Here is a 25,639-nt window from a genome sequence, read left to right on the forward strand (position 1 = left end):
ACGCGACCTGCACGATCCAAGCGGCCGGCGCGATCCGCCCGACTTCCGCGATCCACGCGATCCGCGCGATCCACGCGATCCGTGAGACCCGCGGGATCCGCGCAGCGAAGAGCCGTCCGACTACTGTCCTGTCTCCTGGCGTTCGCTCTCCTCGCCGTGGCCGGCATCACCGAGACGGCCTGGGCCCGGACGGTCCTGCCACCTGCGCCGGGCGGCGGGACCGCACCACCCCTCGTACCGGACCCCCTGCTGACCCGTACTGAGAAGGACCTGCCCAAGCCTCCCCGGCCGATGACCCTGCCGGAGCGGCGCAAGCAGCTCGACGCCCGTCGCGGCAGCACCGGCCCGATGCGCGAGTTCGTCCAGCCCCGGCCGCCCGCTCGGCAGGCGACACCCGAAGGCCCGCCCGCCGCCGGAGCCCTGCAGAAGGGCCCGGCAGCCTCCGGCAAGGGGACCCGGGGCGCGCCGGGCCTCAAGGCGCCCGCGGGCACGGCGCCCAACCCCGACTGGGTGTCCGCCTATGCCACGGCCTACCCCGGCATGCTGTCCATCGGCGGGCAGGTCAAGTTCTCCGGCATCGACGCCGCCAAGCTCTCCAGCATGTGGCTCTACGTCATGGACGAGGAGAAGAAGCCGGTCCTCCAGCAGGAGATCAAGAAGGCCGACGCCGACCCCCGGGGCCGCTACCTCGAGAGCGGCGCCTGGTGCTACGGCTGGTGGCCCAAGAACTCCTACCCCGCCGACCAGTGCTTCTGGTGGACCTCCAGCCTGCTGAACGGCCACCTGAAGGACGGCAAGAAGTACTACGCCTGGATCTTCCTCACCGCCACCGACGGCTCCTCCAGCCCCGGCGGCACCACCTCGCCCTTCGTCGAGGCCTTCTACACCCCTGACATCCCCGGTGCCCAGGCGGGTCTGTGCACGTGCTATGCCCAGGAGCACCGCGCCGACCCCATCAACACCGCCACCGGCATGTACTACGAGAAGATCACTGACGCCACCCTCGCGGGCGCCGGCAAACCCTTCTCGCTCGACCGCTACTACCGCTCCGACTCGACGGCCACCGGGCTGCTCGGCCGCGGCTGGTCCACCCCCTTCGACAGCAAGCTCACCCTCGCCTCCGGCAGCGCCACGCTCCAGACGGACGACGGCGCCCAGGTCGTCTTCACCCTCTCGAACGGCGCCTACACCACCCCCGCGGGATCGGTGCTGAAGCTCGCCAAGTCGGGTTCCTCGTACGTCCTCACCTCGATCGACCACACCCGGCGCACCTACAACGCCTCCGGTCAGCTGACGGCCGTCACCGACGCGAGCGGCCACGGCCTGACCATCGGCTACGCGTCCGGCCGCCCCTCGACCGTGAAGGACACGGCCGGCCGCACCGTCGAGTTCACCGTCGACGACTCCGGCCTGCTGACGAAGGCGGCGCTGCCCGGCAACACCACCGTCGCCTACGGCTACACCGGCGGCCTGCTCACCTCCGCCACCGATCAGCTCGGCAAGACCACCACCTACACGTACGACGGCGCCAAGCGCCTGGCCACGTTCACCGACGCCGAGGGCGGCAAGGTGACCAACGCCTACGACGCCGCCGGCCGGGTGAAGTCCCAGACCGACAGCAGCGGCAAGACCACCACCCTCACCTGGGACAACAAGCGCGAGTCCCATGTCACCGACCCCAACGGCGGAGTCTGGACGGACGTCTACTCCGGCAACGTGCTGATGGAGAGCACCGACCCGTACGGCAAGACCGTCTCCTACAGCTACGACCGGCAACTGCACCCGGTGTCCATCACCGACCGGCTCGGCAACACCACCGAGATGACATACGACGGCGCCGGGCGGATGCTCACCCGCAAGGCCCCGGCGTCCGCGGGCTACACCGAGAGCTGGACCTACGACGGCGCCGGCAACGTCACCAGCCACACCGACGGCCGCGGCAAGACGTCGACGTACACCTACACCTCCGACAACCAGCTCGCGACCAGCACGGACCCGGCCGGCGGGACGGTCACCTACACCTACGCCCCGCTCGGATCCCTCGCGAGCGTGCGCACCCCGCGCGGCAAGACCGTCACCTACGACCACGATGCGGCCGGCAACCGCACCGCAGTGACGACGCCCCTCGGCGAGAAGACCACCTTCCGCTACGACGCCGCCGGCCGGATCACCGAGAAGACCGACCCCCGCGGCAACGCCCAGGGCGCGAACCCGGCCGACTTCACCACGACCTACACCTACGACGGCCGCGGCCTGCTGCGCACCGCCAAGGACCCGCTGGGACACACCACCGTCTACGGCTACGACGGCGTGGGCCGGCTCACCTCGGTCAAGGACGCGACCGGCCGCACCGCCACCTACGAGTACGACGGCGAGAACCGTCTCACCAAGACCGTCAACCCCGCAGGCAAGGCCGCCACCCGCGCGTACGACGCCAACGGCAATCTGACGACCGTCACCGACGCCCTCGGCAACAAGACGACCTACGCCTACGACAAGGCCAACCGCCTGATCGCCGAGGTCTCACCCCGAGGCAACGCCCAGGGCGCCGACGCCGCCGCGTACACCACCAGCTACGGCTATGACGCCAACGGCAACCGCACCACGGTCACCGACCCCACCGGAGCCGTCACCACCACCGGCTACGACTCCCTCGGCCGGCCCGTCTCGGTCACCGACCCGCTCAAGCACGTCACCAAGACCACCTACGACGCGACCGACAACATCGCCACGGTCACGGACGCGCTCGGCAAGGTCACCCGCTACACGTACACCGACACCGGCCTGACGGAGTCCGTCACGGACCCGCTCGGCAAGAAGACCAGCTACGGCTACGACGCCGACGGCCACCGCACCAGCGACACCTCCCCGCTGGGCCGGAAGACCACCTGGACGTACGACGACGACGGGCGCACCGCCACCCGGACCGACCCCCGCGGCAACGCCCAGGGCGCGAACCCGGCCGACTTCACCACCACCTACACCTACGACGACGCCGGCAACCTCACCAAGGTGCGCGACCCGCTCGGCGGGACCACCGTCACCGCCTACGACGCGCTCGGCCACGTCGTCTCGGCCACCGACCCGCTCGGCAAGGCCACCACCACCGCGTACGACGAACTCGGACGCGTCGCCAAGGTCACCGGACCCGACGGCGCCGTCACCGCCTACACGTACAACACGGCCGGCGACCTCGCCACCCGCACCGACCCCAAGGGACACACCACCGGCTACGCCTACGACGACGCGGGCCGCCGCACCGAGGTCACCGATCCGCTCGGCCGCAAGAAGACCTTCGGCTACGACGCCGACGGCAACACCAACCGGATCACCAACGCCCGCGGCACCACCGCCACCGTCGCCTTCGACCCCCGCGGCCTGCCCACCGCGACGGCCTTCACCGACGATACCCCCGGCAGCACCCTCGCCTACGACGCCCTCGGCCGCCGCAAGTCTGTCACCGACGCCACCGGCACCCGCACCTACGCCTACGACCCGGCCGGCCGGCTGACCGCCGTCACCCCGGGGTCGGGCAAGGGCGCCTACGGCTACACCTACGACGACGCCGGGCACCTGACCTCGCGCACCGTCGACTACACCGCCCCCGAGCCCCTCGACTGGAGCGGTTCGGCCCTCACCGCCACCGGTGACCTCAACGGCGACGGCACCACCGACGTCATCGCCACCGACGCCAAGAGCGGCGTGCGCACCTTCCTCGGCCGCGCCGACGGCACCTTCACCGCCGGCAGCACACTCACCGGGACCGGCACCGGCTTCCAGCAGGTCCTGACCGTCGAGTTCACCGGCGACGGCAAGCCGGACCTGCTGACCATCGACAAGGCGACCGGCCACCTGTGGCGCTACACCGGCGACGGCAAGGGCGGCTTCGCCGCGCCCGCCGACCTCGGCGCGGGCTGGGGCCCCATGACGCTCACCGCCGGAGACTTCAACCAGGACGGCAAGGCGGACCTCCTGGCCATCAGCAGCAGCGCCAACCGGCTCTACTTCTACCCCGGCGACGGCAAGGGCGGCTTCGGCGACCGCACCGACCTCGGCAACGGCTGGGGCAGCTACCGCATCGCCCTCCTGGAGTACACCGGCGACGGCAAGCCCGACATCCTCGCCGTCAACCCCGGCGACGGCCACCTCTACCTCTACCCGGGCAACGGCAAGGGCGGTTTCGGCGACCGCACCGACCTCGGGGCGGGCTGGGGCGCCATGCACCTCGTGCCGGGCGAGTTCAACGGCGACGGCAAGCAGGACTTCCTCGCCGTCGACACCGCCGCCCACAAACTCCGCTTCTACCCGGGCAACGGCACCGGCGGCTTCGGCACGTACGTCCTCCAGTCCGACGACTGGACCCCGTACGGCATCCCGGCCCTCGCCCGCACCAGCGCCTCCGACCGCCTCGGCATCGTCGCCGCCTCCGGGACCCGGCTGCGCACCTGGAAGGGCGACGGCAAGGGCCGCTTCACCGACGCGGCGGACGCCACCACTGCGGCCTCCGGATCAAAGGTCGGCTACGGCTACGACGCCGACGGCCGCCGGACCTCCCAGACCGGCGCCGCCGGCACCATCACCTACGACTACGACCCCGCCGGGAACCTCAGCACCACCACCCTGCCCGCAGGCAACGGCCACACCGAAAAACGCGCCTACGACAACGCCGGCCGCCTCACCTCCGTGGTCAGCGCCAAGGGCAACGCCGTCCTGTCCGGGCGGCAGCTGACCCTCGACCCGGCAGGCCGGCCCACCAGGGTCGCCACCACCCACGCCGGACAGCCCGACAACTACCGCTACTACACCTACGACCCGGCCGGCCGCCTCCTCACCGACTGCACCTCCACCACCCGGGCCGACGCCTGCCCCGCCACCGACGCGGCCACCACCACCTACACCTACGACCCCGTCGGCAACCGCAAGACCCAGAGCCGCAACGGCACCACCACCTCCTACACCTACGACGACGCCGACCAGCTCACCTCGGCAGCCTCCGGATCCACCACCCGCGGCTTCACCTACGACGCCGACGGCAACCGCACCGGCGCCGGAGACGACACCCTCCGCTACGACGCGACCGGGCGTCTCGTCTCCGCCACCTCCGGATCCGACACGTACACCTTCGGCTACGACGCCGATGGCAACAGGGTCACGGCCGGCAAAGCCGGCAAGCGCCTGCGCACCACGACCTGGGACGTCAACGGCCCACTCGCCACCGCCGGCACCGAGTACGACGCCGGCGGCACACAGAGCGCCGAGTACCAGTACAACCCCCTCTCCCAGATCCAGGCGCAGACCGGCCCCGGCGGCACCCTCTTCCACCACCACGACCAGCTCGGATCGGTCACCGACACCACCGACGCGGCGGGCGCCGCCCAGAGCAGCTACACCTACGGGGCGTTCGGCGAGACCGAGCGCACCGACATCGCCCAGAACCCGCCCGCCAACCCCTTCACCTTCGCCGGCGGCTACGCCGAGCCCGCCACTCCGGCGGCCGGCCTCTACCTCAGGGCACGCGACTACGACCCGGCCACCGGCCGCTTCACCGCCAAGGACCCGGCACCCGCGACCGACCACGAGCCGTACGTCTCGACGTACGCCTACGCCAACAACACCCCCACCCGCTTCACCGACCCCACCGGCCTCAGGGCCGACGACCCGAACAACGACCACATCGACTCCTTCGGCGAGGGCGTGAAGGTCTTCGGCGACGGCTTCCTCAAGGGCCTGAAGATGCCCTTCGAGTTCGTCGGCGACCTCTACAACGCCTTCACCGGCAAGAACGGCGGCGCAGGCGGATTCTTCGACAAATACGTCCCCGTACGCCCCGCCTACAGCCTCTACCGCGCCTCCTACCACTTCTCCAAGCAGGGCTGCGAGGAACTCTCCGAGGTCTACCGCAAGGCCGCCGACGAACTCGCCGCACAGGTCGTCCTCGTCGGCCTCGGCGGACTGCGCGGCTGGCAGCGCAAGGTCGTCGAGGAGGAGAGCAGCGTCCTCGGCTCCGAAGGCGTACCGTCCAAGCCGGGCAAGGGCGGCGACGGGCCGCCGCCGCTGCGCCAGGCCTACATCAACGAGGTCGAGGCCCTCTCCCAGCAGGCCGCGTCGATGCGAGCGGCAGGCGCGAGCCCCGAGACCATCGCGCGCACCCTGCACCAGGCCCGCCGCGACCTGGGCGTGAAGTACAAGGACCTCACCCCCGAGCCGCTGCGGAGCGAGATCTACCAGCGCAACCTGCAGAAGTACGGTGACAAGCTGGGGCCGACGATCGACTGGCTCCGCGCCAAGGGCAAGACGTGGGAACAGATCATCGAGAGCGCGACCCGCACCGGCGGGCAGGACCTCGGACTGGGGAAGAAACAGGAATGAGCATCATGGTGCGGTCCTTCGACCGCTTCGACGAAGCGGCCGCATTCGACCCGGCGAGCGGCGAGCTCGGCCCGCGCACGCGGGCCGGCTCCCCGCCCCCGGGACAGGCGCCCGCCGGTCACTACGGCGAGCTCGGCGGGGTTCCGGTCGTGCTCTACCGCACGGCCGGCGGCCTCCGCCTGCGGCTGGGGGAGCGGGACGTCGCTGTCGACGCCCACCTGGAGATCCGGCACGAACGCTCCGCGGACCGCTGCCTGCTGACGGTCGGCACGACCACCCTCGCCTACCCCGCCCCGGACACCCTGACCGACCCGGAGGACGACCCCACGGCCTTCGCCGAGGCGGAGGACTTCGACATGGGCCTGTTCGTGGCCAACGTGGCCGGTGATCCCGGGCGCAGGGAGGCGGTTTACCGGTAGTAACGGTGGCGGGGCGGGGCCCGCGCGCGTGACCGTCCGTGATAGGCAGGTCCCGTCCCCGCCCTGCCGCCTGCCCCGAAAGAGAGGCCCCTGTGATCCGTAAGCACGTCGTCGTCTCCGGTCGCGTCCAGGGGGTCTTCTACCGGGACACCTGCCGGGAGCAGGCGCGGCGCCACGGGGTGGCCGGCTGGGTGCGGAACATGCCGGACGGCACCGTGGAAGCGGTCTTCGAAGGCCCTACCGAAGAGGTGGAGCGCATGGTCGACTGGGCACACCTGGGGCCGCCCCGTGCTGAGGTGCGGGGAGTCGAGGCCGAGGAAGAAACCCCGGAAGGCCTGACCGGCTTCGAAGTCCGCCCGACCGGTCCCTAGAATCCGGCCGGCGCCGCGTGCAGCTCGCCGCTCACGAGGTCGACGACAGCTCCTTGCCCAGGAACCGCAGGACGCGCTCGTTGTACTCGACGGGCTTCTCCGCGGGTACGAGGTGACCCGCGCCCTGGATGAAAGCGGCTTCGGACCCGGGTGACAGCGATGCGCCGACGGCCGCGAGATCTTCCGCGTCCATGACGACGCTCTTGTCCTCCGTGCCGTGCAGATACAGCGTCGGCTGGGCCGGCACCTCGCCCCAGAGCTCGGCATGGCGAGCGGTCCATTCCGGCGTTCCCATTTCCTGCGGGGCGAAATTCATCCGGTAGAGATTGATCGCGGCGTGCAGCCGCGCCGGCTCCCCGAGGGCCTTCTTGACCGCCTCGAAGTCCTCCGTGGCGTCGTAATCGGCCGCGGTCCACTTGTCCTGCATGACCTGGCGCACCCACGCCATGTCGTTCGCGGCGAGTACCTCGTCGGCCATGGCCGTCTGGAAGAACCAGAAGTGGTTCAGCCGCTCGATGCCCTCGTACGTGCTCGCGTATTCCCCGAAGAACGCGAGCGGCGGTACGTCGCTGACCACCACCCGCGACCAGCGCTCCGGCTCGGTGTGAGCCGCGCCCCAGGTCGTCGCCGCGCCCCAGTCGTGGCCGATGATGACGGCGTTTCCATCGCCGCCCAGTCGCTCGTGCAGGCCGTTCGCGTCGGCCACCAGGTCGGCCAGCCGCATACTGCCGTCGGCCGGCAGGGCGGACGGGGCGAATCCGCGGATGTTCGGGGCGACGGCACGGTATCCGGCCTCGGCCAGCGCCGGGATCAGGTGCCGGTAGGTGGATTCCCCGGATTCCGGGAATCCGTGCAGCAGGAGTGCCAGCGGCCCGTCGCCTTCCTCCACATAGGAGATGTCCACACCGTTGGCGACAACGTGCCCGTGCTTCATATCAGTTCCTTGCCTGTGAGCCGTGCTTCGTATTCGTCCCGCTTTTCTGTCGGGCCTGCACCAGACTCGCTCGCCGACTCGGGCGCCACAAGTACCCACTAATTTGTAAGTGCTTACCGCGTGGTGAAGGCTGGCACGCCGTTGCCGGTAGTGCGGAGGATCGTGCAGTTCGTCATCCGGGCGAAGACATGCTCAAGGCGGACGCGGATCCGGCGGTGCTTTGCGGGCCGACCTGCAGCCCGTCACCGCCCCGCTCCTCCGGGAGCGGCCCGCTATCTTGGTTAACGAGACCCGGGGGCATGCAAGGCTGCTCAAGGGTGAGGGCAGGAACATCGAGATCAGGGCCGAGGTAGTGGGACAGCCCTTCGGGGGCGCAAGTGCTGCACGGCCAGATCGATGCGGAGGCGTAGCCCTTCAACATGCTGATCGACGGCAACGACGAGCGTGGGATCGACGTCGGGCTCCGGGGAGAGCGCGTCGCCGAGATCTACCAGGCCGCCTTGGCGCGCTCGGCCCATGTCGTTGTCGCCGGGGACCTCAACGACACCCCGGACAGCGTGCCGCTGTCGTTCCTTTCGTTCCTCCTGGCCGCAGGCCTGCAGGACGCGATGACGCGGTTGGTCATAGCCCGGTGCCGAACCGACAACCCCTGCGTGAGCAGGCAGTACGCCGGCAGCGTCGCCACGGCCGGTTGTACGCGTCAACTCCGGCCCGCTCCGGCGTAGCTCTGATCCTGGGCTTCGGCTGTGGTTGAGCCGGGCGGGGTGTCCTCCAGGCTGGTCACTACGCACAACCATGGGTTGTTCACTAACGTGGGTCGGCGTGGATCTCGAAGCAGTGCGCACCTTCGCCGCCATCGCGGAAGCCGGCCAGTTCCAGAAGGCCGCCGTCGACCTGTCGGTCACCCAGCAGGCCGTCTCCAAACGCATCGCCGCGCTGGAGCGCGACCTCGGTGTGCGGCTCTTCACCCGCACGCCGCGCGGCGCCGAACTCACCATCGACGGGCAGGCATTCCTGCCCCACGCACGCGAGTTGCTGCGCGTCGCCGAGCGCGCGGTCGCGTCCGTGCGCACGGGCCACCGACCGCTGCGCGTCGATGTGATCAACTCACGCGGTGCGGCCTCGGGCCTGATGCGCGGGTTCCACCGCACGCACCCCGAGATCGACCTGGACGTGGTGATGCTGTTCGACGTCGAGACCGCCGTCACCGCCATCCGCTCCGGTGCGATCGACGCGTCCTTCCGCGCCGTCGCCGCGCCCGGCCGGCCCCTTCCCGAGGACATCGAGTCCGTCCGGGTTCTCGACGAGCCGCTTCAGCTCCTCACCGGCCCTGCCCACGCGCTGGCGGGCGCAAAGTCGGTGTCCGTCGCTCAGCTGGTCGGGCACCGGATCTGGATGCCCGGCATCGTCCCTGGCACCGAGTGGGCCGCCTACTACGACGATCTCGTCGCCGAGTTCGGCCTCACCATCGAGGCGACCGGCCCGAACTTTGGCTCCGACGCGCTCCTCGACACCATTGCCGACACCCCCGCCCTGGCCACCTTCATGAGCGAGCAGATGCGCCTCGTGTGGCCCGTCGGCCACGACCTGCGCCGCATCCCGGTGACCGACCCGACGCCCGTCTACCCGCACTCGCTCCTCTGGCACCGCGACAACCCCCACCCGGCCCTGACCACCCTCCGCACCCACCTCGCCGCCGCCTCGCCAGGCGGCGACACCGCCGGGACCTGGGCGCCGGGCTGGGTGATTCCGCGCTGAACGACGCCGCGTCTTCGGCGCCCGTGAGGTGATTTCTTGAAGAAGGCGGCACTGCGTCCCCACGCACTGTTGCCTCGGCAGTACGACCACCAGAGAGTCCTGGCGACCACAGTGGACGCCTGGGGCCGGGCCCTCTGGTTGATCTGCCCCGATGCGGAACTCCAGCCAAGTCCGTAAGGCAGGCCCTACCCCCGGCCACGCAACCGGCCCTACGACGCGCTCCTCGTCATGAACAGCGGCGGCACAGTCCGGGAACAGTCGCTGCGCGGGGTGTGAGCTTGCGGGTGACTCAGTTGGACGCCTTGCCCAATGGCCGGTTCGTCCTGCAAGGCTACGGCGACGCGGGAGATCACAATGCGCAGATCTACGGCTCTGACGGCCGACGCCGCCACAGCTTCACCATGGGGCGCGCGGTCCAGTACCTGATGGCGGACCGGCGGCACCATGTATGGAGTGCCTACTTCGACGAAGGCGTCTACGCCGACCCGATCAGCGCCGCAGGCCTGGTGCGCTGGGGCAGCGGCGGCAACCGGCAGTGGGGGTACACGCCTCCGGAGGGCATCGAGTACATCGATACCGTCTATGCCTTCAACGTTGACGACGGCGTCGCGTGGGCCTGCTACTACCCGACCTTCCCGCTGCTTGAGGCCCGGACCAATGGACGGATTCGGCTCCGCAGGACCCCTGTGGTCGCTCCCGCGGGCATGGCCGTGCACGAAGACCAGATCCTCATGCTCGGAGGCAACCGGCAATCAGACCGCCTGCATCGTTGCTGCATAACAGAGCACGAGGCCCTGTTGATCGAGGAATCCTGTCTCACCCTCCCCAACGGCGCGCCCCTCAAGGGGTACGCACGCCCTGTCGGACGAGGCCGGCACCTGTACCTGCGGGGCACATCGCCCAGGCAGTGGTACGTGATGGGCATCTAGGCTGCCCCCAGGTGCTTTTGGGCTTCGGGATGCGAGCGGCATCGCTGTGACCGCCAGATGCGTGCCGGCTTCTTCGCGGAGAGAGCCGTGGGGCGTGGGCCGTGCGGTCTGCTCAGTCGTCGGCGATCTGCAGGGCCAGCGCGAAGCACTCACCGTCGGTTCCTGCAAGCAGGCTGTCGAACAGTGGAGTGAGCCCGTTCACAGCGCCGCATTCGGTGTCGTGGTTGGTCCACCAGACGGCCTCCGGTCCGAGCAGGGCCACCACCTGCTCCGCCGCGCGCTCGGCGGTCTCGGCGGGCAGGTGCTGGTGGCTCGGCCAGACCAGGTCGACGCCCGCGACCCGGGCCAGGAACGCGGCGGCCTCGTGCGTTTCCACCGGTTCCAGAGAGGCACAGATCTGTGGAACGGGTGGCGGGGTGTACCCGGTCAGAAAGCGCTGCCAGGCCTCGTCCCCTGCGACTTCGGCCAGCAGCGCGCGGATCCGGGCCGCCAGCTCCGGCAGGTCGGGGTCCGGTTCGGTGAACTGACCGGACGCCACGTACACCCGCATCGGCGTGGACAGCCTGGCCATGCGGGCTTCCAGCCCGGTCAGATCCCTTATGGACGTCACAGCAGGATTCTGCCGTACGTCCCCGCTCGCTCCCCGCTCGCTCCTCGACCGGTCTGGGCACTGTCGGCTCATACGGTGACGGTCGCGCGGACGAGGTTGTGGTCCGAGAGGCCGTCCATGGTCTCGACCGCCGCGCTGCTGAGGCCGGCGCCTTGTACGACCACGTGGTCGATCCACTCCGACGCCGACCCCGACCCCGACGTGTGCGGCCGTGTGGGCGGGGAGTCTGACGGGAGGTCCGCGACGGTGAAGCCGGTGCCCAGAGCCGACGCCACCGTGGCACGGTCGGTGTCGAAGTCACCGAGGGGAACTGCCGCTGCCACTGCCAGTGCCACTGCCGCGTGCCCCGGGGGAGTGGCAGCCAGTTCGGCCAGGTGGGCCAGCCGGCGCGTGCGCCGCTGATCTCCGCTCATGCGGGATGCCTACCGGCCACACCCACTCTCTGGGTGCACCTACTCATCTCCGAATGAGCACGTCACCCCTGTCGGCGAGCCGGCCCCATGGCGTGGAATCGCGTCATGGAGACACACCCGCCCCAGGACCCATACGCTGTCCCCGCGGACACCCCGGCCCCGACCGCAGTGGTAAGCCGCAAGGTGGTGGCGCGACGCTGGCTCATCAGCCTGACCGCAGTCACGGCGATCGTCTGGGCGTGCTCCGCGGTGTCCGACTTCTTCGAGAATCTCGGAGGCGGCCCGATACGGTCCGCGGCGGACTACCGCAAGCAGGACATCAACACCCGGGAGGCCGGCCGGCGGATCATCAGTGACCTGCGGCCGGGCGCAGGTGACGGCAGTCGGATGCATGAGGAAGGCAGCACCTCATGCGTCGACGACCTGGGGTTCGACGATGACGGGGTGACCAGGAACCAGCCCCACTACACGTGGCGCCTCCACTACTCCGGCGAGGCCGACTACCTGGCCGACCTGGGCAGACTCCGTGCCGCATGGGAGCGCCGCGGCTGGAAGGCCGAGGACCGGCCGGCGGCCGAGCCCCTGAACCCCGACCGCCCGGCACCGCGCTGGCCGGGCATCCGGACCACCGACGACCACGGTGTCACCATCGCCGTCGGAATCGGCTGGTACTCGGGCGAGCCCACTCTCTCAGCCGACGGCGGATGCATCCGCTACCGGCGCGATGACGGGGTCACCGCCCGCAAGCGCACGGGCGCGGCCGACGGCAAGTCCCCGGCCCGGGAGGGCACCATCACCTACGAGGACGGTGTCCGGGTCTCCATCGGTCCCGTCCAGCCCATGACCCCGGCCCCGGAATCGACGGGCGAGGGCACACCAGCCGCGTACACCTACCGAGTGCCCGTCACCGTGACGAACCTCAGCGGCGCTCCGGTGGAACTGCGCAGCTACGACATCGGAAGCTACGCAAGCGCGAATCCGGGTGTCACAAGAGTCAGCAGCTACCCCGCAGAGCTCAGCTCGAGCGGACCGCACCGCGTGTCAGAGGGTGAGTCGGAGCGCCTGGAGTACGTGTACACAGCCAAGAGCAAACCCTCGCAACTGGAGCTCGCCTACGGCCCCGGTGAGTTTCACACCTCCTACCCGTGGAGACTCTCCATCCCCTAGGGCTCGTGCCGGCCCATCGGACTTTTTGCCATCGAAGATGGATCCCTGATCTGCTAGCCTTCCGGAGGCCGTGCAAGAGAACGAGGAGGTGGTACCCGTGAACGCAGTATCGACATGGGTGCTCCCCTCCGGGGTCACGGTCGGACGATAGGCAGGTCGTCCGGGAGCGCCGTCCAAGTGCACTCCCGAAAGGCACGACCATGCAATTCACTTCTGAACAGCGTCTCGACGACGGCGTCATCGAGCGCGAATTCACCCTCGGCGACATTCCCGGCATCCTGTGGATGCCCGCATCCGCATCCGCACCGGTGCCGCTGATCCTGCTCGGCCCCGCTCCCCTCGGACTGCGCAAGATGTACCCCCGGCTGGTGGCCCGAGCTCAGCACTCTGCGGCGGAGGGTTTCGCCACGGCCACCATCGAGCTTCCCGGAAGCGGCGACCGGCCCCGTTGGGACGCCGCCGAGCAGGCCCGCGCCGAGCTGCGCCGGGTGATGGAGGCCGGCGAGCCGGTCAGCGACGAGATCGTCGACGCCCTCGTACTCCCGCTGGTCGACAAGGCGGTCCCGGAATGGCAGGCGGCCCTGGACGCCCTCCTGTCGCTGCCCGAGATCGGCGGCCCGGTCGGATACTCGGGGGGAGTGATCTCCATCGGCGTCCGGCTGGCGGTGGTCGAGCCGCGCATCTCGGCCGCCGTTCTGTTCGCCGGGAGTTTCGTGCCTCGAGCCATACTCGAGGAGGCCCGCCAGGTCGCCATTCCGCTGCACGTCCTGCTCCAGTGGGACGACGAAGGGAACGACCGGCAGGCGACCCTGGACCTGTTCGACGCCTTCGGCTCCAGGGAGAAGACGCTGCATGCCAACATGGGCGGGCACACGGGCGTCCCGCAGTTCGCAGGGGAGGAAGCGGCCCGGTTCTTCACCCGGCATCTGAGCTGACCGCGGACCATCCCTGCCGTCAGGCCGGCAGCAGACGGTAGGCGACGCCGGCCAGAACGCCGCTCATCTAGGACAGGCCCTGGCCCTCCTCGATGGCAATGGCGAACAGATGCACAACTGCCCTGACCGGACGGAACTGATGGTTCTGTCCGGTCAGGGCGGCGTTCGGCCACCAGCGGGCTTTCCGGCCGGAATCGGGGTGTGCGCGGGGCGGTGCGGCCGGGGATGTGGGTTGCCTCGGCCTCCGGGCTGCTGTCCGCACGGCCTCCGCCCGCGTAATCCGTCCCCAGGGGACAGGGGACAGGGGACAGGGGGCGGGCGTGTACCGGATCGGATCGGGCATCAGGCAGAATCTCTCTGTTAACTCATGTATCAGGAGATTCATGCACAAGCGTCTGCCTCTGCTCGCCATCTGCCTTACGGCCGCTGCTCTCGCTGTCTCAGCGTGCGGCCCCTCCGGTGACAGTGACTCAAGCGCCCCGGAAACATCCGCATCCGCCCCGGCTGCCCCGTCCGCGAGCCCGTCGGCATCCGCCTCGGCTTCCCGGTCCGCGAGCCCGTCAGCCGCCCCGGAGGAAGTCCGCGGGCTGACAGGGCTGTCTGCCAAGCTCTACGTGGAGACGATCCGCAAGCATTACCCGGACCTGGACCACATCAGCGACGACGTACTCGTCACCCATGGCAACGCGCTCTGCCTCGCCCGCGGGCAGGCCCTCGTCGACCAGGCCAAGAAGACCAAGCAGGAACTTGAGCTCTCCGGAAAGCAGGCTTCGGCAGTCCTCGGCACTGCGCACGGCCTCTGCGGCAGGAACGTGTTCGGATGACGGCGGAGATCTGACCCTCAACCCCCTCAGCCCCTGAGCCCATCCGGAACCGGGGGCTTTCCCATGCTCTCGGCACAGCGGCACGCTCCTTCGGGGACGGGGCGGTGCCTGTCCAGTGCAGTCCGAGAGCCGGAGCACCGCCAGGCGACCAGGCCAGTACCCACTGGCATCGCGCCCCCGCCTCCGGCCCGCCGGTTCCGTTGGCCGACCGTGCAGCGCATACGCCAGTACAGCCCAACGGCCTTCGACACAGGCTTCCGCCCGCTCGGCCGCAGCCCGAGCCTGGCCGAGCTCGCCCGGTCGGGCGCAGTGGGAAGCCGGCTCACTCAGCGCAGTGCCTTCCGCATCTCTGCACCGAAACCGGTCCCGCGGATCCGAAGCGATCACGTGGATACCCAGAGGCGTGCAGACCTTCAGTCATTCTCCCATCGGCCTGGGCCGGAGCGACTGTCACATGCTTTTCCTGCCCGGCATCACGCCGTACGGCCGGGCTTGCCGTGCGGGCGATGGCTGGAGGCTGAAGACCGCCGACGGCTTACAGCCCCTCTCCCTGGCGGAGGCGAGAACGGGTGGCGCCGGGCAAGTGCCTGAGCGTCGTCACGTAATCGACGCGATCGATGATTCCGGCCGACATAAATAGGTTGGGCCGTCTGACACCCGGCTGGTAACCTCCGGGCAGCCGTGAGAGAGCGCAAGGAGGTGAGACCCGTGAAGGCTGTATCGAAGTGGGTGCTCCCCCTTTCCGCCACGGTGGCCGACTGACGTAGGTGTCGCCGGGAGCGCCTCAGACAAGGCACTCCTGAGAGGCAACACCTATGAACTCTATGCATTCCCTCTCGGACCCGGGTAACCACGCGGTAGTGGTGACACAGGTCTCCGACACGCAGTGGCACGTCGTGGAGGGCGACCGGGTGGTCGGCCGCGGCGACGCTTCGCTCCGACCCGACGGACGGCTCTTCATCAGCATCGACGCGTGGCACAGCGCGGCCTTCGACAGCATCGCCGACGCGATGCTGGCATGCCTGCCGGCACCGCTGTACACCGTGGTCGACGAGGCCGACCAAGACACGACGTCCGCCTGGGAGCGCACCGGCTTCACGGCCGCCCGCCGCGAGTGGGGCTATCTCGTACCTACCGACCCACAGGTGACCGGGCTCGGCTCGGTACGGCTCCCGTCGGGCGTCACGATCGTGCCTGCCGGCGAGGCGGAGGAGGGCTTGCTGCGCGCTCTGGACCGGGTCATCCGCGACGAGGTCGAGGCCGCCGCCGGATGGCGGACGATGCCGGCCGAAGTACTGCCCCGCCCGGCTGGGACCACCCTGCTCGACCCGTCGAAGTACGCGGTGGCACGGCACGGTGACCAGTACGTGGGGCTGGTGCGGGTGGTGTCGCTGACCCGGCAGCCGCGGATCGGGCTGATCGCCGTCCGGGGCGACAGGCACCGCCACGGCATCGCCCGGGCGCTGCTGGCGCACGCGCTGGGTTCGCTGCACTGCTCCGGGACCGCTTCGGCATGGACCGAGGTCGACGAGTCCAACGCCGCGGCCACCGCCCTTTTCGAGGGCATCGGCGCCCGGCGCTCGGGCAGCACCTTGGAGCTCGTCCGCCGCTGACGCCCCGCCGCACCGAGCGGTGGATCCAACCCGAGCGCAAGACCCGGTGACGGCCGCTCCGACAGCCGAGCACCGGCGCACCGGCGTCCAGAGGCCGGCAGGGCGCGGCCGCCCGCAGTGGGCTCCGCGCCGGCACAGAACGAAAGAAGTGAGAGACCATGACAAAAACAGCCAAGGGCATAGAAGTCGAGGGCACCGTCATCGAGTGCCTGCGCAATGCGAACTTCAAGGTGGAGCTCAAGAACGGGCATACGGTGCTTGCCCATATCAGTGGGAAGGTCCGGAAGAACTACATCAAGATCCTCCCGTACGACCGGGTGCTGGTGGAACTCAGCCCCTACGACCTCACCCGCGGCCGGATCCGTTACCGGTACAGGGTGTAAGGGAGCTGGCCGGATCAATCCGAAGGCACGAGGCCCGGTGCTGGGTAGCCGGCTCAGCACGGCCGGTTCTCCGGTATTCGCTGGAGAACCGATGTGACGATCACGAGCGGTGATGATCCTGCTGCCTTCACCGGGCGGGGCCGTTGCATGTCTTCGTCGCGGGCTCGCTGTCGCCACTGAAGACGTCGGCCTGCAGGAGCGGCCGGGCCGAGGTATCCGTTCCTCCCCACACGCGGGGAGGAATCCGGTCAACGGTGGGCACGTAAGTCTGGGAAGTCTGCTTCTCGCCCGCGGGGAGACGGACCCGCGTCGAGAGCGTGCTCGACGCTGTTACCGGTCCGTTCTCCGCTTATGCGGGGATTGACTCTCACCTGCCGTTCGGCAGTCCGGGAGTCACTTGCCGGGCTTCCAGGTGATCGATATCGATGAGAATTGATGACACCCAGCGGTCCCGTGAAACCTACCCGGCCGGGGAGCCCGGTACGCAAAGCTCAGACCGCTGATGCCTACTCAGCTTGTGGGACCATCCCCGATGAAACTGAGGAGGAGTCAGTGCAACTGCGCAACGTCTTACCGGGCGACGTCGAGGCCTATGTTCGGATGCGATGCGATCCCGTGATGATGGCTGACCTTGGTGGGCCGTTGCCGCGTGAAGGGATGGCGGACAAGGTTCGACGGGATGCTCAGCAGGCAGGAGCTGATCTCGCGTGGTTCAAGATGATCGTTCCCGATCCGAACCGCCCTGATGTAGTGGCGGGGACGGTGACCATCTGGGCCCACGAGACCGAGGGTGAGCCGACTTCAGAGATCGGATGGATGGTCCTGCCTGAATTCCAAGGTCAGGGGCTGGGTAAACGTGCCGTCTGCACCCTCTTGAGGCAGGCGAGGGATCAAGGTCGCTGGGGAGTTGTGCATGCCTTCCCGGCAGTGAACAACGCGGCTTCGAATGGAATCTGTCGTTCTGTCGGCTTCCGATTCCTCTCCGAGACCGACGTGAGGTTCGCCGACCGGGTCCTCAAAGTCAACCACTGGGACATAGACCCACGGACAGATTTGACCTGATATCGAGGGGCCGAGAGCTCCCTTGGACGATGCTGTCGGGTTCGGTCGGCCACGGATGGCGACGTGCCGGGGAGCGTGGTGCAGCGCAGTCCGAAAGGTGTGATGATGCGCCGTTCCACTTCGGTGGTGTAGGTGTTGCCCGCGTCGGCAGGCCGTACCCGGGCTCGGTGGTGAGCTGCAGCAGGAAGGTGGCGACGAAGAGCTCGTTCAGGGTGCCGGCGGCGGAACCGATCCTGCGGAAGGCGTGGACGTCCGGTGTGCAGGTTCACCACACCGGACGTGGTGTGCCGCGGAGGGTCCGGTGCGGTGGGGTACGGGTGCCTCAGTCGCGTGAATTGCCGAAGAGGACGCGGTAGCCGATGAGTAGGACCAGCGAGCCCGCGATCGCTGACCCCCAGGTGGCGGCGTCGAAGAAGTGGTTACTGATCGGCTTGTGCAGAAACTTCGCGGACAGCCAGCCGCCGATGAACGCCCCTGCGATGCCGATGAGAGTCGTGCCGATCAGACCGCCCGGGTCTCGTCCCGGCAGGAGGATCTTGGCGATTGCTCCTGCCAGCAGCCCCAGAATGATCCAGCCGATGATGCCCATGATGGTGTTCTGCCTTTCCTGCGATCAACCGTGGAAGACGGTGCTCCGGCAACCCGCGTACTACTCACGGTGCGTAGTCGTAGCCGGCCGGGGATCCGGTTCAGACGTTGACGCCGTAGTCCTGGGCTATGCCGCGCAGCCCGGATGCGTATCCCTGGCCGACGGCCCGGAACTTCCACTCCGCCCCGTGGCGGTAGAGCTCGCCGAAGACCATCGCCGTCTCGGTGGAGGCGTCCTCGGTCAGGTCGTAGCGGGCGAGCTCACGCCCGTCGGCCTGGTTGACCACGCGGATGAAGGCGTTGCGGACCTGGCCGAAGTTCTGACTGCGCTGCTCGGCGTCGTAGATGGACACGGGGAAGACGACCTTGTCGATGTCGGCGGGCACCGCGGCGAGATCGACCTGGATCTGCTCGTCGTCCCCGTCCCCGCCACCGGTGAGGTTGTCACCGGAGTGCACCACTGAGCCGTCAGGGCTGCGCAGGTTGTTGAAGAAGACGAAGTGCTGGTCGGATACGACCTTTCCCGACGCGTTGCACAGCAGTGCGGAGGCGTCCAGGTCGTAGTCGGCGCCCGTCGTGGTGCGCACGTCCCAGCCCAGCCCGACCATGACGGCGGTCAGGCCCGGAGCCTCCTTGCTCAGCGAAACGTTGCCGCCCTTGGACAGGGTCACGGCCATGAACTTCCTCCGATGATCTTCAGTGCGTGGTGTTTCGCCACGCATAACGTGACGTCAGCCAGCATAGTTCCCGGATTGCGCAACTCATAAAGTATCTGTCGCGGGCGGCCGCGCGGCGGCAGGTGAGGCTCGATGAGCCCCGAGCAGCCTTCGGTGCCCGTCAGGCGCCGGCCGGGGCCGGCCCGGGCCCGGCCGAGGGCAAGGGGCTTCCGCCGCGGAGCAATTCGCCGCCATGTGAGCCGGATACGACGTGGCGCCCCTGGTCCGGGGCCGTCTCGGGCTTCCTGCTCGCGGTTGCCTTCCAGCACGGCGACAAGGCGCCCGTCCATGAGAACGACCTGGGCCGGGTCACTCGTGGGAACGCTGCCAGCCCGGTGACGTGGTGTTCCGGAGGATCGACCGGGGCGCCGGGAACGCCCGGGAACCTGACCTTAAGATCAGCTCTTTGACCTGCACTCACACGTTACTCAACGTTACTCACACGTTCCGAAGGCTGGAGAGAAGAGAGATGGCCGACGTTGCCGCCGTGGAAGCACCGAAGGGACGGCGCGCGCTGGCACGACGCTGCCGCCGTATCACCGACTCCGGCTGGTTCTCCGGCACAGTCTTCGCCGTCATCCTCGCGAACGCCGGTGTTCTGGGGTTAGAGACCTACGCCGGCGTCGCTGCGCGCTGGCACGACCAGCTGTCAGTGATCGAGCACGGCTTCCTGACCGTCTTCGCGGCCGAGATCACCCTTCGCGCCCTGGCTCACGCAGATCGCCCTGGAGAATTCTTCCGCGACCCGTGGAATCTCTTCGATCTCGCCGTCGTCGTTCTGGCCGTCCTGCCGATCACCCGCGAGAACGCCACTGCCTTGCGCCTGATGCGGCTCGCCCGGGTCCTGCGCGCCGCCAGATTCCTGCCACAACTGCGGATCATCATCGTCGCCGTGGGCAAGAGCCTGCCCGGCACCATCAGCTTCCTGGTCGTCGGCACCCTGCTGCTGTACGTGTACGCGATGGTCGGCTGGGTGTTCTTCGCAGACGACGACCCGGAGCACTACGGCTCCATCGGACGGGCCGCCCTCACCCTCTTTCTTCTCATGACATTGGACGGGCTCGGAGATGCGGTACGCGCCGGGCTGGAGATCTCCCGCTGGAGCATCGTCTACTTCGCCTCCTACGTCCTGCTCGCATCGTTCGTCCTGGTCAACCTCCTCATCGGCGTCGTCATCAAATCGCTGGACGAAGCACACCGTTCCGAGGCGTCCAGGGAGCTGTCGACCGCCACTGCCCCGAGGGACGACGCGACTCTGCTGCTGGAGCGTATCGCCGCCGCCCGCGCTGCTCTCGATGACCTGGAAGAGGGGCTGGCCGCGCACGAGTGCGACACGCACCGCTCTGCGAAAGCTGCGCGGAGTGAGGCGGCGCCGAGACATGCATAGTGCGCTATCGCGCCGGTCGCCGTCGCTCTCGGAGGTTCCATTCTCCCAGGTCAGTGCACGTGGCGGGCATGGCCTTCATTGCCGCGCACAAGGACTTCCTCGCCGAGGCCCGGACCGTGCTGCACGAGTCGGCAGAAGCAGGGGGAGCGACCCGCGAGGCGAGGCACTCGTGCCACCGGGGCGAGGAATCCGCGCCACAGGAGTGCTGCCTTCCTGACCCGTTGTCAAGAATCCACCGGTAGCATCGCTGCCACGACGGGCGTGCGGCTGGATTCCTCCGCCTCCGGCGGTCGTGCAGCCGTGCCCCTGGGGGATCATGCCGCGTGCCATCATGGCCCTCGCTCACCGATTCACCGCGCCTGCCGCGGTGCCGGTATCCGAGCTGAGCCACGAGCTGCGCCCGGTCAACGAGGCGGTGTGCGGGGTGCGCCGATCGAAGTTCCGCTGGTGGTGCTGAGCGGTGAGCGGCGCGAGACGCTGTTCGCGCGAGCCCTGCCCGGTCACGACGAGGCCTCCCGTTTCCACATGATGGGGCCGTTGCATGCGCTCGGCACGCTCGCCTCCACTCGGACCGGGTTTCTGCTGGAGCGCGCACCCGGCTTCCGGGGCCCGGTCGCTGACCTGGGCCGGGAGGCTTCCGCGCACTACGCCCAAGGGAACGCGGCCGGGTTCCGCGCGTGGTTCGCGGGCCGGGCGGCGAGTCTGGAGAGGAACCTCGTGCGGTACGTGGGGCAGCCGTCCGCGTCCGCGGCGGAACAGCTGATGGTGCCGCTGATCTGCCTGAACCACATGTGGTCGTCGGGCGGATGATCCTGATGCACCTGCCTGACCCGGCGGCACCATCAGGGCAGTGTCCACACTGGTCCGCCCAGGTGGTGTGGTCACCTTCCAGGACCTCAACACCACCCGGATCCGGTCGGTACCCGCCCTGCCGCTGCTGACGAGGGGCATCGCGGTGGTCAACGACTGCCTGCGTGCCGCGGGCCGCACTCTGGACACCGGCGAACGGTTGTACTCCCTGTTCCGGGAAGCCGGGCTGACGGACCCCGAGTTCGCCGTGGCGGTGCCGACGCCGCAGGACAAGGAATCGGCCGTGGTGATGCTGGGCCAGACGCTGCTCACTGCGCTCCCGTTCGCCGAGGAGGCCGGCGTGGTCACCCCGGGCGACCTCGACCCGGACACACTGAGCCTCCGCCAACTTGAAGTCGCCGGTCAAAGGGCTGGTGTGCTGGACTGTCGGCGTACTCGCGCTGGTCGTGGGCGACAGTCTGCGGGGTAGATCATCTGGCAGAGCGGTCGGTTCGCTAGGTTCCTGCCCGCTGTGGCCGGTTGGTCTTCTACGATCCGGTCATGCTGGATCCCGAGTTGCTGGAGCGGATCACCGCGCGGTGTGCGGAACTGGACGAACTCGAAGAACAGATGGCCGAGCAGCTGGCAGAGGTGCGGGCGGAACGGGACGAGCTCGCCGTCGCCGAACGGGTCCTTGAACGGATGAGCGAACAGCTCTCTGACGAGCGTGCCTCGGCCGCGCCGATGCCCGGGCAGGTGGGCGGGCATGCGGTGATGCTCATCCCGCATCGCACGCCGGACGTGGAGGAAGCGGTGCTCCCGCCGGACTACCAGCGCCTCCTCGCCGCCGTGCGGCAGGGGGCCGGGCCGGTCATGGCCCGGCAGGTCGGCGAAGTGCTGGGGGTGGACGTCAGCATGCGGGCCAAGCTGGAACCGCTACGCGGGAGGCTGGTCAGGCTGGCCGATCGCGGCTGGCTGCGCAAACTGCCTGACGGCCGGTTCACTACCCGCCTGTGACCAGGCACACCACTGCCCGGAGCGGTGCGGCGCGGGCGTAACCGGGATGCCCCGGCGGCCATTGGAACGGTATGACGAGAACTCACGAACGTGCCGAGGACACCTGCCCGCTTGTCTACCGGTGCCGTCTGCCACTGTCCACGAGCACCGTCAACCACGTCGCCAGTCTGCTGCGACGCCACCTGAAGGCGATACGGTCGCGGTGGCGGGTCCTACCGCCTGGGAGGATCGCGGTGATCGTCCTGGCCGTGCTGCGCCACGACCAACGCCTGGCCGACATGGCCGGCGGCAACAACGTGTCCGAGTCCACCGTCCGCCGCTGGCGCGACGAGCTGATCACCCTGCTCGCCGCCCAGGCGCCGCGCCTGGACCGCGCCCTGAAGAAGATCGCCAAGCGGGGCGAGGAAGTCGTCCTGATTGACGGCACCCTCATCCCCACCGAGCGCCGCACCGGAAGAGCCGACAGGCGGAACTATTCCGGCAAACACCGCCGCCATGGCCTGCACTTCCTCGCCCTGACCGACGAGAGAGGCCGGCTGATCTGGATATCGGCCGCCCGGCCCGGCCGCACCCACGACATCACCGCCGCCCGCCACGACCACATCCTGGCCCACCTGCGCGCCGCCGGTCTCAGCGCACTTGCGGACCTCGGCTTCCGCGGCCTGGACAACGACGTACTCGACCCCGTGATCGTCACAGGCTTCCACGCCAGCCGCACCCACAAGCTCACACCCGGCCAAAAGACCGCCAACCGCGTCCTCGCCGTCGGACGCGCACCGGTCGAGCACTGCTTCGCCCACCTCAAGAACTGGCGGACCCTCACCAAACTCCGCACCGACCCCGCCCGCGCCACCCGCCTCCTGCGCTCCCTGCTCGTCCTGACGAACCTCGAAGTCAACCGCTGACGGGCGCTTTTCGGTCCCTTGCGTGGCCATTCCTGAACGGTTCAGGGCGTAGCGGGTTCAACGCGCGTAGCTTCCTGCTCTGGTGTGGGCACACCGTGTGCCCACACCTGTGACAGGGGTGGGGCGTGATGACGGATACGACTCCGGAGCAGCGGCTGGAGCGGTTGCGGGGCCAGTTGATGGGGACGCGCAGTAATACGCGTGCGGTGCGGGCTGCGGCGCGGAGGGACAAGGGCAATGTGCTGTTCGGTGCGATGCTGCACGCCGCGGACCGGTTTCGGCAGGGCAAGTCGGCGACTGATCTCGAGCGGACGCTGCTGGGAGTGCTGCGGGCCGCTCTGACGGATGCGGAGATCAGGGACTGGGGGCGGGTCTACCGGGAGGCGGTGAACACGCTGGGCAGGCCCGCGACGATACCCGAGGTCATCGCCCGGCGCCCGGTGACCTCCGGCTACACCCTGCTGGAGCACGTGCTGACCTTCGGGCCCGTGGCGGCGGAGCACGCGGCGCGGCCGAACATGGCGTTCGTCGACCGGGAGACGCTGGCCGCGGGGGGAGACATCGACACGCCGCGGTTCCGCGAGGGCATGCGCGAGGACGGGTTCGGCGTCACCGTCTTCCGCAAGTCGTCGACATCTGCACGTGCCGCGCAGACGGCCGAGAACACCGGCAACGCCGCACAGACCGGCGACGCGGACGCCGGGGCCGACGAGCGTACGACGCAGTCGTTCAGGGCCAAGCTGGAGCTGGAGAGCTTCCACTGCCACCGGGCGGTGGGCGACGCGGGGGGCGGGAGGGACGAGATCTACTGGTGTTCGGCCTCCGCCAGCGACAAACAGGCCGGCGAGGCCTACATGTCGGAGGAGTTCGGCGGGGTCAAGAAGGGGCAGACCCGCACCTTCGGCTCGAACCGGGTGGTCTTCGACGGCCAGGCGAGCACCGGTGTGGTGCTGAACATGTGGTGCTGGGAGGCCGACGACAGCCCCGGCGCGTGGTACGACAAGCTCCAGACTGCCCTGACGGCCCTCAAGCAGCAGCTTTTTGACACCTGGCAGTGGCAGCTCAGCATGGGCCTCTTCGATCCGACCATCGTCGGCAGCGCCCTGGCCGAGATCATGATCACAGCCGTCCTCATCATTGAGAAACTGCGCAACGACGACGACCTCTCCAGCGCCCGTGGGATCATCCTGGACCAGTTCGACCTGGCCCTCATGGCGCACCGGGGCACGACCGACTTTCACTTCGACGGCGACGGTCACCACAGCCTGAAGATGAAGTACACCGGCGACTCGGTGCCCTTCCCCGTCGGTACCCTGGAATACGCGGTGCGCACCGGTGACACCTGGGGAGCGCCGATCTCCTTGCCCTGGAAGAGCATGTCTCCTCCGGCCCTGGCCTCCTTCCGGGGCGCCCTGCACGCCATGTACATCCGCGAGGGCGACAAGGCGGTGATGTGGACCGTCCTGCGCGACGGCGTGTGGAGCGAACCCCAGCACATCGGCGGCTGGCTCTCGCTGTACGCCCCCACCCTGACCGACTTCAGGGGCACGCTGCACTGCGTCCTCGTCGGCCTGGACAACCGCGTGTACTCAAGCACGTCCACCGATGGCACCTCATGGACTAACGCGGCCAAGGTCGGAAACTTCTGGGCGAACCGCCCCGTGGGCCTGGCGGCGACCTGGTCCACAATGGGGCCGCTCCGGATGAGGCTGTACATGACGCACACAGGCGGGGACGACGTCAACAACGACAACTTCCACGACGGGACCCGCTGGACCACCAGCGCCACCCGGAGCTACCCCTGGCGGAGTTACAGCCCCATCTCTATGACCGGGTACGGCGCGAACGCCTACCGGGCCATGCGCGAGACGGACAACCGCGTGCGCTTCGCCACCGGCGGCTATCCGCTGTTCGGTGGCACCGACCCCTCATGGAGTGACGGAAGCCTCGTCTCAGGCTGGAGGATCTCCGCCGGCCCCACCCTGACCATCCACCAGAACCTGGTGTGGATCTTCTTCCGCGACAACAACAGCGAACTGTGCACAGCACACTACAACCCGCAGAGCCGAGAGTGGAGCAGCTACACCCACGTCTTCAAACAGAGAACCACCAAGCCGATGCGTGAAACCGGCGCAGCATCCCATCAGAACAAGCTGTACGCGATGTACCACCGGCAGTAGAGCCCGCCCGGCCCTGGAGCCGCAAGGCCGACGGAAGAGGAACGGCCACGCCGAAGGACAAAGCACCGGCGGCCCCCCACCACGGCAAGCTGCACGTGAGGCACCGCCGCTGACCCCCGGCACGCCACCAGAAACGGTGAACCGCCGCCCCTGACACACGACCAGAACAGATGAACCACAGCCCCGCCTCCCCACACCGAGGCGGGGCCCCTGACACGAACGCAAGACCCAGGCCGCCACACATCACGCGCTCTGCTCACTCTGGCGACC

General features: G+C 68.9%; 23 protein-coding genes. 18 read left to right on the forward strand and 5 right to left on the reverse strand.

The genetic code is table 11. From position 1 onward, the window contains the following. The first annotated feature begins 156 nt into the window (after window positions 1-156). The 3 genes from B7P34_RS01300 (at window position 157) to B7P34_RS01310 (ending at window position 7,159) form a co-directional block, all read left to right on the forward strand. Window positions 157-6,369 (forward strand): FG-GAP-like repeat-containing protein, encoded by a 6,213-nt coding sequence (locus B7P34_RS01300; protein WP_146166681.1) that lies wholly within the window; start codon window positions 157-159, stop codon window positions 6,367-6,369. Continuing rightward, window positions 6,366-6,788 (forward strand): hypothetical protein, encoded by a 423-nt coding sequence (locus tag B7P34_RS01305; RefSeq protein ID WP_106673862.1) that lies wholly within the window; start codon window positions 6,366-6,368, stop codon window positions 6,786-6,788. Before B7P34_RS01300 ends, B7P34_RS01305 begins: the two co-directional genes overlap by 4 nt. 92 nt (window positions 6,789-6,880) lie before the next feature. Then, the gene (locus B7P34_RS01310) at window positions 6,881-7,159 is read left to right on the forward strand and encodes an acylphosphatase (protein WP_106673863.1); all 279 of its coding nucleotides are present in this window, start codon (window positions 6,881-6,883) and stop codon (window positions 7,157-7,159) included. Between the two features lie 31 nt (window positions 7,160-7,190). Here the strand turns inward: B7P34_RS01310 and B7P34_RS01315 are convergent, their stop codons facing one another. Beyond that, window positions 7,191-8,093 (reverse strand): alpha/beta fold hydrolase, encoded by a 903-nt coding sequence (locus B7P34_RS01315; RefSeq protein WP_106673864.1) that lies wholly within the window; start codon window positions 8,091-8,093, stop codon window positions 7,191-7,193. Between the two features lie 419 nt (window positions 8,094-8,512). On the opposite strand from B7P34_RS01315, the gene B7P34_RS37100 reads away from it, so the two are divergent. The 3 genes from B7P34_RS37100 to B7P34_RS01330 all read left to right on the forward strand — a co-directional run bounded on the left by B7P34_RS37100 (window position 8,513) and on the right by B7P34_RS01330 (window position 10,780). After that, entirely contained in the window at window positions 8,513-8,818 is a 306-nt protein-coding gene (locus tag B7P34_RS37100) for a hypothetical protein (RefSeq protein WP_189382325.1), read from the forward strand. A 97-nt stretch (window positions 8,819-8,915) separates the two neighbouring features. Next, window positions 8,916-9,851, forward strand: coding sequence for a LysR family transcriptional regulator (locus B7P34_RS01325; protein ID WP_106673865.1), 936 nt, complete (start codon window positions 8,916-8,918; stop codon window positions 9,849-9,851). 284 nt (window positions 9,852-10,135) lie between these two features. Further along, window positions 10,136-10,780 (forward strand): hypothetical protein, encoded by a 645-nt coding sequence (locus B7P34_RS01330; protein WP_223267364.1) that lies wholly within the window; start codon window positions 10,136-10,138, stop codon window positions 10,778-10,780. A 112-nt stretch (window positions 10,781-10,892) separates the two neighbouring features. Here B7P34_RS01330 and B7P34_RS01335 read toward each other — a convergent pair whose 3' ends face one another. Then, on the reverse strand, window positions 10,893-11,390 hold the full coding sequence (locus B7P34_RS01335) for a hypothetical protein (protein ID WP_223267365.1): 498 nt from the start codon (window positions 11,388-11,390) through the stop codon (window positions 10,893-10,895). Window positions 11,391-11,458: 68 nt separating this feature from the next. Continuing rightward, window positions 11,459-11,803, reverse strand: coding sequence for a hypothetical protein (locus B7P34_RS01340; protein WP_106673867.1), 345 nt, complete (start codon window positions 11,801-11,803; stop codon window positions 11,459-11,461). A gap of 186 nt (window positions 11,804-11,989) precedes the next feature. Between B7P34_RS01340 and B7P34_RS01345 the strand changes: the two genes are divergently transcribed. The 6 genes from B7P34_RS01345 (at window position 11,990) to B7P34_RS01370 (ending at window position 17,787) form a co-directional block, all read left to right on the forward strand. Beyond that, a complete protein-coding gene (locus tag B7P34_RS01345) occupies window positions 11,990-12,970 on the forward strand; it encodes a hypothetical protein (RefSeq protein WP_106673868.1) in 981 nt (326 codons plus the stop codon). Between the two features lie 200 nt (window positions 12,971-13,170). After that, window positions 13,171-13,905 carry a dienelactone hydrolase family protein gene (locus B7P34_RS01350; protein ID WP_106673869.1) on the forward strand — a complete coding sequence of 245 codons (735 nt, stop codon included), beginning with the start codon at window positions 13,171-13,173 and terminating at the stop codon, window positions 13,903-13,905. A gap of 614 nt (window positions 13,906-14,519) precedes the next feature. Continuing rightward, window positions 14,520-14,729, forward strand: coding sequence for a hypothetical protein (locus B7P34_RS37105; protein WP_189382327.1), 210 nt, complete (start codon window positions 14,520-14,522; stop codon window positions 14,727-14,729). 863 nt (window positions 14,730-15,592) lie between these two features. Continuing rightward, window positions 15,593-16,342 (forward strand): GNAT family N-acetyltransferase, encoded by a 750-nt coding sequence (locus B7P34_RS01360; RefSeq protein WP_223267366.1) that lies wholly within the window; start codon window positions 15,593-15,595, stop codon window positions 16,340-16,342. A gap of 158 nt (window positions 16,343-16,500) precedes the next feature. Continuing rightward, complete coding sequence (infA, locus tag B7P34_RS01365) at window positions 16,501-16,725, forward strand: translation initiation factor IF-1 (protein ID WP_106673872.1); 225 nt, start codon at window positions 16,501-16,503, stop codon at window positions 16,723-16,725. 552 nt (window positions 16,726-17,277) lie between these two features. Continuing rightward, a complete protein-coding gene (locus B7P34_RS01370; protein ID WP_106673873.1) occupies window positions 17,278-17,787 on the forward strand; it encodes a GNAT family N-acetyltransferase in 510 nt (169 codons plus the stop codon). A gap of 322 nt (window positions 17,788-18,109) precedes the next feature. On the opposite strand, the gene B7P34_RS01375 is transcribed toward B7P34_RS01370, so the two are convergent. Next, window positions 18,110-18,376, reverse strand: a complete 267-nt coding sequence (locus B7P34_RS01375) for a GlsB/YeaQ/YmgE family stress response membrane protein (RefSeq protein WP_106673874.1) — start codon at window positions 18,374-18,376, stop codon at window positions 18,110-18,112. A gap of 100 nt (window positions 18,377-18,476) precedes the next feature. Beyond that, window positions 18,477-19,052, reverse strand: a complete 576-nt coding sequence (locus tag B7P34_RS01380; RefSeq protein WP_106673875.1) for a TerD family protein — start codon at window positions 19,050-19,052, stop codon at window positions 18,477-18,479. A 508-nt stretch (window positions 19,053-19,560) separates the two neighbouring features. Between B7P34_RS01380 and B7P34_RS01385 the strand changes: the two genes are divergently transcribed. From B7P34_RS01385 to B7P34_RS01410, 6 genes are all read left to right on the forward strand, one after another. After that, window positions 19,561-20,478 (forward strand): ion transporter, encoded by a 918-nt coding sequence (locus B7P34_RS01385; protein WP_106673876.1) that lies wholly within the window; start codon window positions 19,561-19,563, stop codon window positions 20,476-20,478. Between the two features lie 447 nt (window positions 20,479-20,925). Next, complete coding sequence (locus B7P34_RS01390; protein WP_146166682.1) at window positions 20,926-21,288, forward strand: hypothetical protein; 363 nt, start codon at window positions 20,926-20,928, stop codon at window positions 21,286-21,288. Between the two features lie 40 nt (window positions 21,289-21,328). Then, window positions 21,329-21,757 (forward strand): hypothetical protein, encoded by a 429-nt coding sequence (locus B7P34_RS01395; protein WP_146166683.1) that lies wholly within the window; start codon window positions 21,329-21,331, stop codon window positions 21,755-21,757. 71 nt (window positions 21,758-21,828) lie between these two features. Continuing rightward, window positions 21,829-22,284, forward strand: coding sequence for a hypothetical protein (locus B7P34_RS01400; RefSeq protein ID WP_189382329.1), 456 nt, complete (start codon window positions 21,829-21,831; stop codon window positions 22,282-22,284). Window positions 22,285-22,517: 233 nt separating this feature from the next. Continuing rightward, window positions 22,518-23,189, forward strand: a complete 672-nt coding sequence (locus B7P34_RS01405) for a transposase family protein (protein WP_223267367.1) — start codon at window positions 22,518-22,520, stop codon at window positions 23,187-23,189. 128 nt (window positions 23,190-23,317) lie between these two features. Continuing rightward, on the forward strand, window positions 23,318-25,369 hold the full coding sequence (locus tag B7P34_RS01410; protein WP_146166684.1) for a hypothetical protein: 2,052 nt from the start codon (window positions 23,318-23,320) through the stop codon (window positions 25,367-25,369). Window positions 25,370-25,639 lie beyond the last annotated feature (270 nt).

This window comes from Streptosporangium nondiastaticum (assembly GCF_003011965.1).
Lineage (GTDB): Bacteria > Actinomycetota > Actinomycetes > Streptomycetales > Streptomycetaceae > Streptomyces > Streptomyces nondiastaticus.

Excerpts from the sequence above, each read along its gene's own strand:
- B7P34_RS01340 (WP_106673867.1), bottom strand. The coding sequence starts at position 11,803 with ATGAGCGGAGATCAGCGGCGCACGCGCCGGCTGGCCCACCTGGCCGAA.
- B7P34_RS01350 (WP_106673869.1), top strand. The coding sequence starts at position 13,171 with ATGCAATTCACTTCTGAACAGCGTCTCGACGACGGCGTCATCGAGCGC.
- B7P34_RS01380 (WP_106673875.1), bottom strand. The coding sequence starts at position 19,052 with ATGGCCGTGACCCTGTCCAAGGGCGGCAACGTTTCGCTGAGCAAGGAG.
- B7P34_RS01375 (WP_106673874.1), bottom strand. The coding sequence starts at position 18,376 with ATGGGCATCATCGGCTGGATCATTCTGGGGCTGCTGGCAGGAGCAATC.
- B7P34_RS01385 (WP_106673876.1), top strand. The coding sequence starts at position 19,561 with ATGGCCGACGTTGCCGCCGTGGAAGCACCGAAGGGACGGCGCGCGCTG.
- B7P34_RS01305 (WP_106673862.1), top strand. The coding sequence starts at position 6,366 with ATGAGCATCATGGTGCGGTCCTTCGACCGCTTCGACGAAGCGGCCGCA.
- B7P34_RS37100 (WP_189382325.1), top strand. The coding sequence starts at position 8,513 with ATGCTGATCGACGGCAACGACGAGCGTGGGATCGACGTCGGGCTCCGG.
- B7P34_RS01315 (WP_106673864.1), bottom strand. The coding sequence starts at position 8,093 with ATGAAGCACGGGCACGTTGTCGCCAACGGTGTGGACATCTCCTATGTG.
- B7P34_RS01410 (WP_146166684.1), top strand. The coding sequence starts at position 23,318 with ATGACGGATACGACTCCGGAGCAGCGGCTGGAGCGGTTGCGGGGCCAG.
- infA (WP_106673872.1), top strand. The coding sequence starts at position 16,501 with ATGACAAAAACAGCCAAGGGCATAGAAGTCGAGGGCACCGTCATCGAG.
- B7P34_RS01400 (WP_189382329.1), top strand. The coding sequence starts at position 21,829 with ATGCTGGATCCCGAGTTGCTGGAGCGGATCACCGCGCGGTGTGCGGAA.